Annotated in this window: 15 protein-coding genes; 8 read left to right on the forward strand and 7 right to left on the reverse strand. The window is 61.5% G+C overall.

All coding sequences use genetic code 11. The annotated features are described in order from the left end of the window. Positions 1-65 precede the first annotated feature (65 nt). On the forward strand, positions 66-1538 hold the full coding sequence (locus B8746_RS16725) for a S8 family serine peptidase (protein ID WP_158084684.1): 1473 nt from the start codon (positions 66-68) through the stop codon (positions 1536-1538). 175 nt (positions 1539-1713) lie between these two features. On the opposite strand, the gene B8746_RS16730 is transcribed toward B8746_RS16725, so the two are convergent. From B8746_RS16730 to B8746_RS16740, 3 genes are all read right to left on the reverse strand, one after another. After that, the gene (locus B8746_RS16730) at positions 1714-2634 is read right to left on the reverse strand and encodes a surface lipoprotein assembly modifier (RefSeq protein WP_084394852.1); all 921 of its coding nucleotides are present in this window, start codon (positions 2632-2634) and stop codon (positions 1714-1716) included. Positions 2635-2723: 89 nt separating this feature from the next. Then, a complete protein-coding gene (locus B8746_RS16735; RefSeq protein ID WP_143434638.1) occupies positions 2724-3785 on the reverse strand; it encodes a hypothetical protein in 1062 nt (353 codons plus the stop codon). 202 nt (positions 3786-3987) lie between these two features. Further along, a complete protein-coding gene (locus tag B8746_RS16740; protein WP_084394854.1) occupies positions 3988-4923 on the reverse strand; it encodes a hypothetical protein in 936 nt (311 codons plus the stop codon). Between the two features lie 506 nt (positions 4924-5429). Here B8746_RS16740 and B8746_RS16745 point away from each other — a divergent pair. From B8746_RS16745 to B8746_RS16765, 5 genes are all read left to right on the forward strand, one after another. Beyond that, on the forward strand, positions 5430-5897 hold the full coding sequence (locus B8746_RS16745; protein ID WP_084394855.1) for a Csu type fimbrial protein: 468 nt from the start codon (positions 5430-5432) through the stop codon (positions 5895-5897). Between the two features lie 12 nt (positions 5898-5909). Next, positions 5910-6593, forward strand: coding sequence for a fimbrial biogenesis chaperone (locus B8746_RS16750; protein WP_084394856.1), 684 nt, complete (start codon positions 5910-5912; stop codon positions 6591-6593). After that, entirely contained in the window at positions 6590-8902 is a 2313-nt protein-coding gene (locus B8746_RS16755) for a fimbria/pilus outer membrane usher protein (protein WP_084394857.1), read from the forward strand. The genes B8746_RS16750 and B8746_RS16755 overlap by 4 nt, the downstream gene beginning before the upstream one ends. After that, complete coding sequence (locus B8746_RS16760) at positions 8899-9381, forward strand: Csu type fimbrial protein (protein ID WP_084394858.1); 483 nt, start codon at positions 8899-8901, stop codon at positions 9379-9381. Before B8746_RS16755 ends, B8746_RS16760 begins: the two co-directional genes overlap by 4 nt. A gap of 182 nt (positions 9382-9563) precedes the next feature. After that, positions 9564-9953 (forward strand): response regulator, encoded by a 390-nt coding sequence (locus B8746_RS16765; protein WP_158084685.1) that lies wholly within the window; start codon positions 9564-9566, stop codon positions 9951-9953. A gap of 586 nt (positions 9954-10539) precedes the next feature. Here the strand turns inward: B8746_RS16765 and B8746_RS16770 are convergent. Genes B8746_RS16770 through hppD form a run of 4 tightly spaced genes read right to left on the reverse strand, consistent with a single transcriptional unit; the run spans position 10540 to position 12886 of the window. After that, positions 10540-11094 carry a VOC family protein gene (locus tag B8746_RS16770; RefSeq protein WP_084394860.1) on the reverse strand — a complete coding sequence of 185 codons (555 nt, stop codon included), beginning with the start codon at positions 11092-11094 and terminating at the stop codon, positions 10540-10542. Then, the gene (locus B8746_RS16775; protein ID WP_084394861.1) at positions 11091-11303 is read right to left on the reverse strand and encodes a hypothetical protein; all 213 of its coding nucleotides are present in this window, start codon (positions 11301-11303) and stop codon (positions 11091-11093) included. Before B8746_RS16775 ends, B8746_RS16770 begins: the two co-directional genes overlap by 4 nt. Before the next feature lie 33 nt (positions 11304-11336). Then, positions 11337-11783, reverse strand: a complete 447-nt coding sequence (locus tag B8746_RS16780; protein WP_084394862.1) for a methyltransferase family protein — start codon at positions 11781-11783, stop codon at positions 11337-11339. Then, the gene (gene hppD / locus B8746_RS16785) at positions 11780-12886 is read right to left on the reverse strand and encodes a 4-hydroxyphenylpyruvate dioxygenase (RefSeq protein ID WP_084394863.1); all 1107 of its coding nucleotides are present in this window, start codon (positions 12884-12886) and stop codon (positions 11780-11782) included. Before hppD ends, B8746_RS16780 begins: the two co-directional genes overlap by 4 nt. 78 nt (positions 12887-12964) lie before the next feature. Here hppD and B8746_RS16790 point away from each other — a divergent pair, with 78 nt between their 5' ends. Together B8746_RS16790 and B8746_RS16795 are read left to right on the forward strand one after the other, a co-directional pair. Then, positions 12965-13444: a MarR family winged helix-turn-helix transcriptional regulator gene (locus tag B8746_RS16790; protein ID WP_084394864.1), complete on the forward strand. Its 480-nt coding sequence runs from the start codon at positions 12965-12967 to the stop codon at positions 13442-13444. Between the two features lie 23 nt (positions 13445-13467). Continuing rightward, positions 13468-14541, forward strand: coding sequence for a DUF3137 domain-containing protein (locus tag B8746_RS16795; RefSeq protein ID WP_084394865.1), 1074 nt, complete (start codon positions 13468-13470; stop codon positions 14539-14541). Positions 14542-14665: the final 124 nt, after the last annotated feature.

Consider the following 14665-nt stretch of genomic DNA (forward strand, 5'->3'; position numbering starts at 1 on the left):
TGCATGAAATTTTTTCCGAAATGATCCGTCCCTACTATAATGACTTTATAGATCTGGAGCCGGACATGGCGTTACGCCCTTCTCTTTCGCGACTTGGCGCTGTTTGCGCCGGAACCCTGCTTGCCATGATTCCGGCCGCGCACGCACAGTTGCTGCCCGGGCTCGGCGACAGGCTGGGCGACACGGTGCGCGACGTCGAACGCACGGTTGAAGACCAGGTGATCAGCCAGGTCGGCAGCACGCTGGACGATACGCTGGATACGGTCGGCACCCTGTTCGAAGGTCTGCCCGTCCTTGACGGCGTCGGCGAGATCGTCACCTCGACAGACGTCGGCAACACGCTCGGTGACACAATCGAACTCGTCGCGCTCGACCGGACGCTGGACCAGACATTGGGCCTGATCGAAGGCATCACCGCGGCCATTCCCGGCATTTCCCGCCTTCCCGTCAATGTTCGCGGGGCCCGCCCGATTGAGCTGGACGTCGATGATGGCTGGCCTGTGGTGCGCAATGAATGGGTCGTCCTCGTCCCGGCAGACCGCGCCGGCGAAGTCGAAGCCCTCGGTGTCAACATTGTCGAACGCACTGAACTCACAGGCGCGCGCGAAACGCTCTTCATCGTCAGCCTGACATCGGACACCCCCACCGCCGAGGCGATCGAGGCAAAGCTGGCCGCGCTCGGCGCTGCTCCATCCGACCGCAACCATGTCTTCAGGGGCGCCGCCGAACCGGCAGACCTTGCAACCGATATCGCAAAGCGGATGAGCGCGACCACGACAATCGACGCCCCGAAACCGGGCACGCTGCGCATCGGCCTCGTGGATACCGATGTCGACGAAACCCATCCGGCCCTACAGCATATCAAGCTCTACGAAGCCGACTTTGTGGCCATGGGGGAGTTTCGCCCCCAGACGCATGGCACCGCCGTCGCCTCCATTCTTGCCGCGCATGACACGGCAAAAAACAGGTCCGACCGCGAACTTCTCGCCGCCTCGGCCTTCTTTCTCTCGAGCGATGGCACCACAGGCGCAACCTCGGCCAGCCTGATCGAAGCGATCGACTGGCTGCAGGCAAATGGTGCCGCCGTGATCAATATCAGCCTGACCGGCCCGCCCAATCGCGCACTGGAAGCGATCATCCAGTCCCGACAGAAAGCCGGCACGATCTTCGTCGCCGCTGTCGGCAATGAAGGCCCCGCCTCCGGCCCGCTCTACCCGGCGGCCTATGAGGGCGTGGTCGGCGTCACCGCCGTCGATACCGGCGGCAAGATCTATCGCTGGGCCAATCGCGGCGCTTTTGTCGACGTGGCATCGCTCGGTGTCGATGTTCCCGTCGCCAAACCCGGCGGCACCGTCACCCGCGACTCCGGGACAAGCTTTGCTGCGCCCATCGTCTCGGCCTTTCTTGGCGGCTGGACCAGGGCGAGACGCCTCGAGCCTGGCTCAACCGACAGCCTGATCCGCGCCTCCGTCCGCTCCAGGCCCAAGGGCGGGCGCGACGACACCTATGGCTACGGCATCCTTTCGCCTGACAATTAAAGCCACCGCCCCAACGCCTTCATCCTGAGCGAAGTCGAAGGACGATCACCTTGTCGGGCTATTTCTGACGTAACGCAGGCCGACATGGTGAGCGAAGTCGAACCATTAGGCCGCTCGCGAAGCAGCTGCTGCCAGGCCGTCACCCTCCCCGCTCGCGGGGAGGGTCGGGGTGGGGCTAGAACTCCACCTTCAGGCCGACCTTGCCGACATGTTCGTCATAGTCGGCGCTGTCGAGGTTCGACTGGCGGTCGCGATACTTGTAGCCAAGGTCCATGGATAGCGGCCCGGCAATCTCGAATTCCAGATCGCTCTCGGCAGACACGATCTCGTCCTTGCGCTCCTCGCCGATGGCGGGGTCGATGGCCTGATAGTCGCGGTTCTCATATTCCGCCCCGAAGCGCATCACCGTCTGCTTGCCGAAAACATCGAAGCGCTGGGTATAGCGGGCACGAGCAGTGCCGCCCTGGAAGTCGAACTGGTCCAGCTCGGCGTCTTCCTCGCCATACTGTCCGCCTACGGAGATGTACTGCTTGTTGCCATCAAGGAAGAAGAACGCATCGACGCGGGCGGCATCGCCCTCGGCATCACGCCCATCCTGGGTCTTGAAATCCTTATAGGTCTTCACATACGCGCCGCGCAGGAACACCTTGTCGCCGAATAGTCGCGACACATTGGGCTGTATCTGCGTATAGTCGAGATAGCCCTCATCATCGAGCCGGGCGTGAACATAATTGGCCAGCACGCCAGCCTTCACGACCTTGAAGTCATACTCCGCCTCGGCAAAGCCGCGATGGGTCTGCAGGTCAAACTCGCCGAAATCCTGATAGCTCGTGTCAGTGATCTCATAGCCAGCCCGTAGCACTGCTTCCTTGGTCAGCTTGTAATCCATCTGCAGCCGTCCGCGCAGCTCGACAGCAACATCGCTATTGTCCGTATTCTGATCGAGATCGGGAATGCCGACATTGCTGTCCGCAACGGCGCCAACGCCGCCCTCAAAGGTGAATTTCACCGTATCCTCGGCAACAGCTGTCTGTGACAGGGCCAGCGCCGACAGGGTGACGAAACCTGCTTGCAGTCTGAGTTTTGAAACCTTCATTTTCTTGCCTTCCGTGCCTGTTCTGGAGGGCGAAGCCGGCGGGGCTTAGCAAGGGTGGGGGGTCCCGCCGGCTTCTATGACAAGTCCGCTTACAGGCCGAGCGAACCGGTCACCTCGTCAACGATGCTTGTATCGACGACATCGTTAATTTCTGATGTGATCTCGGCGGAGACGTCCGCGACGAGATCGGCGAGAATGTCGGCGGTCACGATGTCGTCGACTGTTGCAGTCACGTCCGCGAGGACGTCAGCTGTCACGTCGAGATCGAGATCGCCGCCATCGATTGGGGTCGGCGCTTCGCCGCCCGCACCGGACAGCGTGTCCAGCGCGCCGGGCAGGTGGTGCACCGTGTTGCCGACCGAGCGTTTGACCGTGCGGCCAGCGACATGTTTGGTCTCCGCGACCGTGTCGGAAATTCGCGGAACCTTTGCGTCCAGCACGCCATTGACGATATCGAGGCCACTGAACGCACCCTGTGCCGGCACACCGCCATCGGTGAAGTCCAGCAGGCTGACATTGAGATCGATGGAGCCATCAAGGTCGACATCCGCGAGCGAGCCATGCAGCAGCGTAATGTCTGCAACAAGGTCGACCGGAATATCAGTGTCGACCAGGGCACCATTCAGCACGCTGAGTCCGGTATCCAGATCGAGATGCAGGCAGGCATCGAGCAGCGCGCCATTGAGCAGCGCGATGTCCGCCATCAGGTCAGGCTGGACGTCCGCATTCAGCAAGGCCCCGTTCAGCACCGAGATGATCGCAGCTGCGTCAGCATCAAGCCCGGCATCGAGGAGCGCTGAGCGCAGGATATCGATGTCGGCGAGAGCGTCGGCGTCCAGGACCACATCCGCAAGCGCGTCTTTCACCACCATCATGGCGGCGAGAATATCTGCATCGACACCTGCATCGGCCAGCGATCCATCCAGAAGGTCGAACGTCCTGTAGGTGGCTGGTTTTTCAGAAGCCGCTGCCGGAGCCGTTTCGGGCTGCTGCGAAGCGCCAGTTTCTCCTGCGTTTCCCGATGCCTGACCGGAGCCGTTCATCGCTGTTCTGAATCCGGCTGGTTCATCTGAGGAATAAGCCGGCGCCGCGCTTGCGAAACCTGCTGCCAGTATAGCCGCCAATGCTGTCATGGATGTCGTCCTGATCATGTCTGTCTCCTTCACCATTCACACGATGATGCACTGACGAACCGGCCCGGATTTTATTCCGGTTACAGATCACGAGAAAATTAAACCTGTTACAAATCAATGCATTGCAAAAACTGACTAATACACACAGGGAAGAAAGAAGCCGGCAGGCTGGTGAGGGGGTCGAGGGAGCCCTGCCGGCTTCTTGTCCGTGATCGGACGCTTACAGGCCAAGCGAGCCGATCACATCATCAACGATCGCTTCATCCACTGCGTCATTGATGTCCGTGTTGACCTGGCTGGTCACTTCAGCGGCAAGATCTGCCGCAAGGTCTGCGCTGACCGTATCGCCAACCGTGCTGGTCACGTTCGATGCCACGTCACCAGTGACGTCCAGCGAACCTGTGGTCTCGCCCAGTGACCCGGTTGCGCTGGCGAGGGTATCGCCGGACACATCGGTTGCCGTGCCGGTCAGCGCGCCTGCCTTGCTGGTTCCGGCTTCAGCCAGCGCTTCGACGCGGCCTGCGCCATTGGCGGCGACATTGCCGGTCGTGCGGGCTGCACCTTCAGCGCGAGCAGCGCCACTGGTCGCAACATTGCCCGTCGTGCGGGCCGCACCTTCAGCGCGGGCCTGGCCATTGGCTGCCGCGCGCTGTCCGGTCGAAGCGGCACCGTTGGCCGCTGCTTCGCCGCGGGCCTGGCCATTGGCAGCGGCGCGCTGTCCAGCCGAAGCGGCACCGTCGGCCGCTGCTTCACCGCGGGCACGAACCGTCCGGCCAGTCGCATCGAGACGGCTCGATGCATCGCCAACCAGTCCGGTCGCGGCGGTCGCGGTCATCTCGCCCTTCTCTTCGAGCGTGCCCATCGCGGCGCCCGTATCGGCGGACGATGTCAGCGAAGTCATGGCGCTGCCGCGGGCTTCGCCGTCGGCATCGGCGCTCGCCGAGCTGCCTTCCGGCGTTTCGGCATTTGCGCTTGCATCAGCCGACGTGTCAGCGTCTGCACTGGCGTCGACGCCTTCTTCAGAAGAAGCATTGGCAGACGCATTGACGGCAACGTCCGCAGCGATGTCAGCGGAAATCTGGGCCGAGGCGGGGGCCGCAACGCCCAGCGCGAAGAGCGCGGCAAGTGCGGTCATGGAAGTCTTCGAGGTAATCATGTTTCACTCCTTGTCGTTGACATGACAGGGGAGTGACGGGCCACGCGCAGCCCTATTCCAAAAAATATTCTGACAAATCTGTTAGAATCTCGGAGGGTTAATAGTGACGGGCGATTCAGCGCTGAAATTATTGCAGCCGCTACACGGGACACGCCAAACGTTTTCTATCATGCGTCAGATTATATGCAATCTTACATTTATGCCCGAGGCAGTGAAACTCCCTAAGCGGTGGCACCTGCAATCCAGCGCAGGGACTCGCATCATCCCTGATCGTGAATGACTGCAGCGTCGAAGGCCTTCGCACCAGCGCCACACCTTATGATTTATATTCCGGGGGGATTGGAATTGAAGGTGATACTCTATTTCCTATACTATATAAAATATAGAAATCACCGTTTTTTCAATGACTTAAAACCCATGACCGCCACCCCTCATCGAGAGTTCGAGGATTTTGTTAATAACTCCTGGGTAGATTATTCTCAACCAGACCATGGGAGTATTGGCTGATGAGGAAAGATATTATCGCACTGACAGCACTGTGCGCCCTGGCAGCTCCCCTCGCTGCCGCCGACGAAGCCTCCGGAACCCTGAACGTCACCGCCACGGTGCTCAATACCTGCGCGGTTACGACATCGCCGGTTTCATTTGTGAATGTCGGCCTCGAGACAACCACCGCAAATGGCTCGGTCACGGTCACCTGCACCAATAGCGACGGCTTCACGGTCGCCCTCGATGGCGGCGATGCGGCCGACATTTCCGCGCGCACGCTCTCACACGACACAGAAACCGCGAGCTTCACCTACCAGCTCTACACCGATGCCGGGTTCACGACGGTCTGGGGCGATGGCACGACCGGCTCCACCAATGCTGGCACCGGCCCCTCCGACACACTCATCGTCTACGGCCAGACCACCGGGACGCCCCAGGTCGCCGGAACCTATAGCGACAGCGTCCAGGTGACAGTCACCTTCTAGGGAAGTCTGAAGATGCGGGCACTCCTGACAGCACTTTCGAGCGCCGTTCTGGCCTTGCCCGCCTTGTCTCAGCAGCTGACCGTCTCTCCCATCCTGGTCGACGCCCCCGCTGAGGGCGGCGCAACTTCAATCTCCATCGGCTCCACGCTGGAGCGCACGGTCACCATGCAGGTTCGTGTTTTCGGCTGGGACCAGGATGGCGGCGCTGACCGTTACACTCCCGCGCGGGCGGTGCGTTTCGCGCCGGAGATCTTTCGCCTTGAGCCGGGCGCGACACAGATCGTGCGCATGCTTGTGCCGGACACCGGCGGAAATGGCGCCTGGCGCATCGTCATTGATGAACTGCCGCAAAAATCTGAAGCGCCAACTTCCGCAACCGCCGCCCGGCTGAATATCCGCCTGCAATATATCCTTGGCATGTTTGCGGGCGATGCCGGCTCTGAGGCGGACCTGCGCATCGACGCCGAAGCGGGCACCGTCGCGCTGGTCAATGATGGTGACGGATACCTGCGGCTGCACGCGCTGGCCTTCGAGACGTCCGATGGCGATATTGTCCCGGCCAGCCAGTCCATCGCCTATGTCCTGCCCTGGTCCAGCCTCATCCTCCCCCTCCCGGCAGACAGGCCCGACATCCACGCCCTGCGTTACGCCATCGGACAGACGCCCTATGCCGCTGAGCTCGGCGGCCGGCAGTGAGCGCCGCCCTCTCGCGGCTGACAGCGGTCACAGCCTCGGCGGCGGTGCTCGGCGCGCCTGCTCTTGCAGGGCCCATCCAGGCCCTCCCCGCCAGCCTGCCTGACACCGCCCCGCCCTTGCTCCTCGCCCTCTTCATCAATGGCGAGGACCGCGACCAGCTGATTGAGGTTGAGCAGGTCTCAGGCAGCTGCGACCGCGCAGAGGCCGGACCGCTCATCGAAGCCGGCCTCTATGCAGGCGCCGGGACCGCTATCTGCCTGCAGGCGCTCGCCGGCGTGGCGGTCGACATCGACCCCGTATCGGCCCGTCTCGACCTCTATTCAGACCGGCTGCCCGCCCGCAGGCACACTCCGAAGCCACATCCCGCCGCCTTTGCCCGCCCGATCACCGGCCTCACCGCCGATTACGGCCTCTCGCTCCAGCACTTCGACACCGGCGACGCGATGAGCTTGTCGGCCTTCGGAGATCTTGCCGCCAAGCTCCACACACCGCATGGTCGGCTCCAGAATGACCTCGTTTTCATCTCCGCGGATGACCGCACGCGCGTCGAACGCTTCCGCACAGTCTATCAGTACGACTTCATCGACAGCCTCACCCAGCTCAGTATCGGCGACAGCTTCACCCGCGCGCCGGTCTGGGGACGGGTCTCGTCTTTCGCAGGCCTGCAGGTCGGCACCGATCTTTCCATGGACCCCGACCAGTCCTACCTGCCTTTTCACACGCTGAAGACCCTGCTGAGGGAACGCTCCGACGTCGACATCCGCGTCAATGGCATCGTTCGCGAGCGCACCAGCATTGATCCCGGCCTCAGCGCGTTTGACCTGCGGCCAGAGGCCGGCCTCAACGAGATCGAGGTCACCATTCGCGACGCCAATGGCCTGACCCGCGTGGAAGATTACAGCTTCTTCTCCTCGCCCCGGGCACTCGCTGCCGGCGTGACCGACTATTCAGTCAGCGTCGGCGTGCCGCGCCGCCTGAACAGCCCGCGCGCTGCCTATGAAAACGAGGTGCTCGCCAACGCCTTTCTGCGCCGTGGGCTCACCGACACAATCACCTGCGAGGCTTTCCTTGAGATGGGACCGGGCAGCGTCATGGGCGGTGGCGGCGCCCAATTCATTGCAGGCCCGCTCGGCACCATCGACCTGTCAGGTGCCCTCAGCCATTCCAGCGATAACCGTTCCGGCCAGATGCTCAGCGCGCGGCTCGATCGCACGACCGCCAAGACCAGCTTCGACCTTCAGGCCCGCCTCGCCAGCGATGACTTCACTGACAGCCTCACCGCTCGCGGCGTCGCCTTCCCCGATGTCTCGATCCGCGCCAGCATCGGCCAGTTCACCGACGCCGGCACCTTCCGCGCAACCTATACCGAAGAGTCGGACGCACAGCTCACCGACCGTCGCTTCGCCTCGGTATCATGGACCAGGGCCTTTGCGCGCAACCGCTACTCTGCCTTCGCGTCGGCCTATCATGATATCGAACGCGAAGAGTCCGGCCTTTCCCTCGGCCTCCGCGCCACCTTTGGCGACTATTCCGCGCGCACCGCCGCAACCCGTACCCTGTCACACGATCTGCTCTCCCTCCAGGTCTCCCGCGCGCGCCAGGACGAGTTCGGCACGCAATGGTCCATGCAGGCGAGCCAGGGCGACAGCATCGAGACGATACAGGCCAGCCTCATCACATCCACCGCGCCGATGGACCTCTTCCTCAATGCCGGGCGTTTCGGCGAGGCAGCCCAGCTCTCCGCAGGCATTCGCGGCGGCGTCGTGCTCGCCGGCGGCGACGCGCGCTTCGCTCGCCAGACCGGTACTTCAGCCGCTCTCGTGCGGACCGGCTCGCTCGCCGGCACACCGATTTACCAGTATGATCGCAAGGTCGGCACGACGGGTGATGATGGCAGCACGCTGGTCGCAAACCTTCGCGCCTTCGAGACCAACACGCTCACCATCAACCCTGACAACCTGCCTCTCGACCAGGTTGCCAGGCTCTACCGGGCCGATTTCATTCCGCGCCGCGGTCTGGTCGAGGTCACCTTCAAGATCGAGCAACGCCAGGCGCTCGCCTTCACCGTCTACACGCCGGACGGCAATCCACTCGAGACCGGCAGTCTCGTCCGCCTCGCCGGCTCTCAGGATGTCTGCCTCGTCGGGTTTGACGGCCGCGTCTATTGCGACAGTGCCGACGATGACGACATGGTCGAGATCGACTGGCAGGGAAAAACCTGGACGCGCCGGGTCGGCCCGTTGCGCCGGGCGGGCGAAATCCACCTCTTGCATAATCCGGGAGTAGAAATGGCGGGGGTAAGGCCGTGACCCGGGCCCTGCTTCTGGCTACGGCCCTCGCCGCCGCCGCCGCCCTGCCCGCCAAGGCCCAGCTTGGCACCGGGACCTCCTGTTCTGTGTCTGCCGTGCCGATGCAGTTTGCGCCCTATGCCCCCTTCAGCGGCCTGCCGGCAGAGTCAGCCACTACAGTGACCGTGACCTGCAGCGGACTGGTCAACCTCCTGGTCTCCTATGAGATCCGGCTCGGGCCAGGCGGATCAGGCTCGATTGCCGCCCGCACACTCGGCGAGGAGGGCGGCGACGACGCGCTATCCTACCAGATCTACAGCAATTCTTCGCGAACCATGGTCTGGGGCGACGGTGTCCAGGGCAGCGCCATCTCCGGCTCGCTGTTCTTGCAACTGGTGGCCACCTCACGCGTTCATACGGTCTATGGCCGCATCCCGGAAAGCCAGCTTGTGAACACCGGCGACTATTCCGACGAACTGGTCATGACGGTGATTTACTGAGCCCTGGCTCGCAGGTTGCAGCGCCAACTGCAATTACATCGCCCGTACTTACAGCAGAACCAACGCCAAGCTGCACGAACTGGCCTGAATTCTTAGAGACTTAATTTTGGGCTCTGACAGCTTGAAGTAGAAATTTGCCTCACATGGTCCGCGCTTTGCGTCAGAAACCGGATAAGAGAACAGTGTCTGAGAAGAAAAACATCCTCGTCGTGGAAGACGAACTCATGATCGGCCTGCATATCAAGGTCGATCTGGAAGCGGCTGGCTTTCGTGTGATCGGCCCTGTGAGCTCTGTGGAGGGCGCGCTGTCCGCCATTCGGGACGAAGACATCGATGCCGCCGTGCTCGATCTCAAACTCTATAATGAGTGGTCTCTGTCCATTGCGCAGGCGCTGGCCGATCAGAACATCCCCTTCCTGTTCCTCACCGGCTCGCGCATCGGAGCCATGGCAGACCGTTTCAAGGGCGTGACCATCCTCTGCAAGCCGATCATGACTCGCACGTTGCACAGGCACGTGCAGGAGATGGTCGAGCCGCAGATCCAGCCCGAGGCCCAGCGCCGCTCTGCCTGAGCGCGCCGCTTCGAACGTCTCATCATGCCCATCGGGTGATCGACGTCGAACCTTGTGGCCACCCTTTGACCCAGCAGAAGCACTCATCCTGACAGAATTCGGACGAGCGCTTCTGCTGCGGTCATGTCAGCTTGTCGCCCCCTCCCCACTTATCCTGAGCGTGTCAGAGGACGGTGCGCTCATGATGCGTCGCCGCATCAGGCTTCCCGTCAGGACCATCCTGCTGGCACTGAAGGCGTGGGGCGAAACCCACGTGCTGGAAGCAGGCTAGCGCTCTGATTTCAATGTAAAGAACCCCACCCCGACCCTCCCCTGAGGGGAGGGGGATGGCGTTTCGCGGGGATGCTCAACTTCCGCACACGGCCTCGTGGTTCGACTTCGCTCACCATGTCGGCCTTTGAGACGTCAGAAACAGCCCGACATGGTGAGCGAAGTCGAACCACGGCGGGCGAATAGCGCAAACATCTGAAACCATCGCCCCCTCCCCACTGGGGAGGGTCGGGGTGGGGCTTCGAAGCGCCCGGCAATCAGTCCAGTGGACTGGTTTCAGCGTGGAAGGCCGCGGCAGCGGCAGAAGCGCCCCGCTCTAGCTCTCTTCCGCGATCTTCTCGTGCAGCCAGGCAGCATGTCGAGGCGCTTTCTTCGTGCGCGACCACTCGTCCAGCATGTCTTCGGCCACCGATTTCAGCGAGCTCATCTGCTCCGGCGTGCCGATATTGCAAGCAAGCTCGAGCCGGTGTCCATTCGGGTCAAAGAAATAGATCGACTTGAAGATGCCGTGATGCGTCGGGCCGACAACCTCCAGCCCGCGGCTCTCTGCGCGTGCCTTGGCGTTCATCAGATCATCCATGGTCGCGACCTTGAAGGCGATATGCTGGACCCATTGCGGCGTGTTCTCGTCGCGGCCCATATCCTTCTGGTTCGGCAGCTCGAAAAAGGCGAGCACATTGCCATTCCCGGCATCGAGGAAGACGTGCATATACGGGTCATACGCGCCCGTGGACGGCACATGGTCCTCTGCAATGGCGAGCTGGAAATCCATGCCCAGCACATCCTTGTAGAACTCCACCGTCTCCTTCGCATCCTTGCAGCGATAGGCGACGTGATGAACGCCTTGAAGATTGGGGGCTGCTTGGCTCATTCTGTTTCCTCCGATATCTCGGTTTTCTTCGGAAAGAACTTGTATCCGACCGACCAGCCGGCAAGTCCGGCAAGGGCGCCAAACAGGGCGGCCCGCCACGGATCGCCAAATGGCATGAAGCCGAACCGGACATCCGCCACCAGCAGGCCTGCGCAGATGATGAACGCGATCGAAGCCGCCAGAAGGTTGGGCTTCAGACCCCGTTGCATTCTTCGACGTTCCCGCATTTCAACTCCTCCCGTTCAGATCCAGCGCCGCACACGCTTGCAATAGGCGTCGTAATCGCTTCCGAAGCGCGCGCGCAACGCGGCTTCCTCTGGCTTGATCTGCATCTCGTTTATATACCACACCGCAACTGGCAGGAGCACTAGTCCTGCACTCCAGCCCGCTGCGATGCAGATGCCGAACGCGACAAGCGCCATGCCGAGATACATCGGATTGCGACTGATCCTGTAGATGCCGCCACTGACCAGCGCGCTGGCCTTCGACGGGTCCAGCGGATTGACCGTCGTCTTCTTGGCGCGAAACCCGGTGAGGGCGAGGATCAGCAGGACCGATCCACACAGGAAGCCAATCGTGGCCAGGAGGATCTGTCCGGAAAAAGCAAAGCCGGTCGCCGGTACAAATCGCTCAACGGCCCATCCGATGAGGACCGGCTCGGCAAAGACCAATGGCGGCGGTATCTTCAAGCGTTTTCCTTCTCATCGACCTTCAGCGCCCCGCGCTTGATCTGGTCGCGCTCCATCGACTCAAACAGAGCCTTGAAATTACCCTCTCCGAAGCCCTGGCGATAGTCTCCGACGCGCTGGATGAACTCAAAGAAGACCGGCCCGATCTGTGTTTCCGCAAAGATCTGCAGCAGCAGGCGCGGCTCGCCGCCTTCGGTCGTGCCGTCGAGTAGGATGCCACGCTTCTTCAGCTCGGCGACATCGCGGCCATGGCCTGGCAGGCGCTCATCCAGCATCTCGTAATAGGTGTCCGGCGGCGGCGTCATGAACGGCACGCCGAGCTTTTCCAGCCTGTCCCAGCAGGCCACGAGGTCGTCACAGATCAGCGCGATATGCTGGATGCCTTCGCCATTATATTCGCGCAGGAACTCCTCGATCTGGCCCTTGCCGCCCTCGCCTTCCTCGTTCAGCGGAATGCGGATTTTTCCGTCCGGTGCGGTCAGCGCCTTGGAGGTCAGGCCGGTATATTCCCCCTTGATATCAAAATACCGGATCTCCTTGAAATTGAACAGTTTCTCATAGAAATCCGCCCAGTACTTCATGCGGCCATTATAGACGTTGTGGGTCAGGTGATCGATCAGCTTGAAGCCTGCCCCTTCGGGATGCTTTTCGACGCCCGGCAGGTACTCAAAATCGATGTCATAAATGGAGAGGCCATCGCCCTCATCATCATAGCGGTCGATGAGATAGATCAGCGAATGGCCGATGCCGCGAATGGCAGGAAGCTTCAGCTCCATCGGGCCGACCGGCACATCGCATGGCTCGGCGCCCTGCGCGATGAGGTGGTCATAGGCCTGTCTGGCATTCTTTACACGAAAGCCCATTCCGCAGGCCGACGGGCCATGCTCGCGCGAGAAATAATAGGCCGGTGAGCCCTTCTCGTAATTGGTGATGAGGTTGATGCCGCCCTGACGCCAGAGCTCAACGTCCTTTGAGCGGTGACGGGCCACTTTCGTGAAGCCGATCGTCTCGAAGACCTTCTCCAGATGGCCCTTTTCGGGCGCAGAAAATTCGATGAATTCAAAGCCGTCGAGGCCAGCCGGATTTTCAAACAGGTCTGCCATGTGCTTAACCTCCTAAGATTGTTGTCATCAGAATAGTTGCATTTGAAACTATTATCAAGTTTGGAGACGAAATAACGGATGAGTGACGCCAGCGGCAAACCCGCCCCAACCCTCAAGCTCGACAGCTTCCTGCCCTACAGGCTGTCGGTGTTGTCGAATGCAGTCTCCCGCAAGATTGCGGACATGTATGAGCGCGAATTCGAGATCTCGATCTGGCAGTGGCGCATCCTGGCTGTCCTCGGTGAGAGCGAAGGCCTCACTTCGACCGAAGTCGCCAACCGGACCCTGATGGACAAGCCCGCTGTCAGCCGCGCCACCGCCACCCTGCTTGATCGCGGCCTTCTCTCACGCACCTCCGACACGTCGGACCGGCGCAAGGCCGCCCTGCGCCTGACGAAGAAGGGCCGGGAGATTTATAACGCCATCCTGCCGCGGGCGCTCGCCTATGAACATGACCTTCTGTCCTCCATCAGCGCGGAGGAGGTGGCAACGCTTCACGGCTTGCTAACCAGACTTTCCCATATTGCCTCGCCAGACAGGGACCTCTGGTCCGAATAAAAGACGTCTAGGGGGACAGTCCAATGAGCATGCAGGCGGTGATGAGCGTCTACTTCGACGAGATCCGGAGCAGACGGCCGGAATTTGAAAGCGCTGTCGCGATCTGGGCCGACAAGCTTTCGCCAGAGCTGGAGCGGATGGAAGTCGACCGCAAGGCCGTCATCAACAAGGCCACCCGTCGCACCATGATCGTGGCAGCCATCGTGCTCGCGGGCCTCCTGGTGCTCACCTGGCAGTTCGGCTTTACCGCCATGTTCCCGTTCGGCTTCTTCGCCGGCATCCTGGTGACCTTCCTGCTGTCCTCGGCGGTCTGGGTGCCGGTCTTCTCCATGAAATCGCAGACCAAGCAGCTCGTCGTCAGCGCCGCCTGTGAGCCGTTCGGCTTCACCTATGACACGCTGCACCATGACATGAAGTCGGTCTCCGACCTGCGCAGCCTCGGGACCTGGATCAAGGCCAATTCCGGCAATCTCACCGCCACCAGCGTCCCGCCCACGCCGGCCTTTGACCGGCTGAAGGATGCCGGCCTGATGCCCTCCTATGACAGTCGCAAATTCGAGGACCTGATCACCGGACAGCGTGCCGCCGCAGACTTCACAATGGTCGAGTGCAAGCTCACCGAGCAGCAGGGCTCCGGCAAGAACCGGCGCACCGTCACCAAGTTCCAGGGCCTTCTCTTCAACGTCGAATATCCCGACCGCTTCATGGGCCGCACCATCATCGCGCGAGACAAATGGTGGAAGCGCGGCAAGGGCGCCGGAGACCTGCAGCGCGTCGACCTCGTCTCGAAAGAACTTGAAGACGCCTTCACCGTCCACTCCACAGACCAGGTCGAGGCCCGTACCCTGCTCACGCCAGACCGGATGGAGCGCCTGCTCGCCCTGGAGCGTCACTTCAAGGGTGGCAAGCTGCGCGGCATCTTCGAGGACGGGCACATGACACTCGCCCTTGAGGCGAAAGACCAGTTCGAGGCGGGCTCCATTTTCAAGCCCCTCGTCGACCCCAATCGCTTCATAAACACGCTGACCGAAATCGGCCTCGTCTGCGACGTGATTGACGGCTTTCTCACGCGTGAGTGGGTGCAGGACAAACTGTAACGCCCGCTACAGCGGACTTCCTTAACCATCTGGCACAGATCCTGCTTTTCCCCGATCGGGGGAATTTCACATATCTGCGCAAGCGGATGTTGTGGATATTCTGGAATACAGGGGTCGCGCTGAA

Origin of the sequence: Henriciella pelagia (assembly GCF_002088945.1) — a bacterium.
In the GTDB taxonomy this organism is placed as follows: Bacteria; Pseudomonadota; Alphaproteobacteria; order Caulobacterales; family Hyphomonadaceae; genus Henriciella; species Henriciella pelagia.

Bases quoted from the DNA above. Each gene is read 5' to 3' on its own strand.
- B8746_RS16725 (WP_158084684.1), top strand. From the start codon at position 66: ATGGCGTTACGCCCTTCTCTTTCGCGACTTGGCGCTGTTTGCGCCGGA.
- B8746_RS16730 (WP_084394852.1), bottom strand. From the start codon at position 2,634: ATGAAGGTTTCAAAACTCAGACTGCAAGCAGGTTTCGTCACCCTGTCG.
- B8746_RS16735 (WP_143434638.1), bottom strand. From the start codon at position 3,785: ATGATCAGGACGACATCCATGACAGCATTGGCGGCTATACTGGCAGCA.
- B8746_RS16740 (WP_084394854.1), bottom strand. From the start codon at position 4,923: ATGATTACCTCGAAGACTTCCATGACCGCACTTGCCGCGCTCTTCGCG.
- B8746_RS16745 (WP_084394855.1), top strand. From the start codon at position 5,430: ATGAGGAAAGATATTATCGCACTGACAGCACTGTGCGCCCTGGCAGCT.
- B8746_RS16750 (WP_084394856.1), top strand. From the start codon at position 5,910: ATGCGGGCACTCCTGACAGCACTTTCGAGCGCCGTTCTGGCCTTGCCC.
- B8746_RS16770 (WP_084394860.1), bottom strand. From the start codon at position 11,094: ATGAGCCAAGCAGCCCCCAATCTTCAAGGCGTTCATCACGTCGCCTAT.
- B8746_RS16775 (WP_084394861.1), bottom strand. From the start codon at position 11,303: ATGCAACGGGGTCTGAAGCCCAACCTTCTGGCGGCTTCGATCGCGTTC.
- hppD (WP_084394863.1), bottom strand. From the start codon at position 12,886: ATGGCAGACCTGTTTGAAAATCCGGCTGGCCTCGACGGCTTTGAATTC.
- B8746_RS16790 (WP_084394864.1), top strand. From the start codon at position 12,965: ATGAGTGACGCCAGCGGCAAACCCGCCCCAACCCTCAAGCTCGACAGC.
- B8746_RS16795 (WP_084394865.1), top strand. From the start codon at position 13,468: ATGAGCATGCAGGCGGTGATGAGCGTCTACTTCGACGAGATCCGGAGC.